The 458-nt window shown below is 67.0% G+C and carries 1 protein-coding gene; it reads left to right on the top strand.

Going from position 1 to position 458, the window contains the following annotated elements; all coding sequences use genetic code 11:
* Positions 1-458: RHS domain-containing protein (locus AC1DFC_RS29815; RefSeq protein ID WP_478180591.1), on the top strand; the 458-nt coding region annotated here is incomplete at both ends.

The following is a 458-nucleotide window of genomic DNA, read 5'->3' as shown; positions in this document are numbered from 1 at the left end:
TTCACCTGGGACGGCTTCAACCGCATGCGCAGCGCGAGCACCTACGGCAAGACCACGAGCTTCAGCTACGACGCCCTGGGCCGGCGCATCGCCAAACGCTCCGAGCACGAGATCACCCTCTTCGGCTGGGACGGCGACACGCTGGCCTTCGAGAGCACGCAAAGCACCGAGGCGCGGCAGGAGCTGCAGGCCTGGCGCGGCGACAGCGTGCACTACATCCACGAGCCCGGCTCCTTCGTGCCGCTGGTGCAGATCCGCCAGGCGCAGGCCGTTGCGCTGAGCCAGACCACGGATGTCAAGGCACTGATCGCGGCCAATGGCGGGAGCTACGACATCGAGCAGGATCCGCTGTGGAACGGGGAGCAACTCAACACGCCTGCCCCGTTCGCGAAGGAAGAGATCGCGTTCTACCAGTGCGACCACCTGGGCACGCCGCAGGAGCTGACGGACCACGAGGG

The sequence above is a fragment of the Variovorax sp. 10L421 genome (assembly GCF_056395365.1).
Note: the sequence above shows the minus strand (reverse complement) of the source record. Positions and strands in the feature narration are given on the sequence as shown.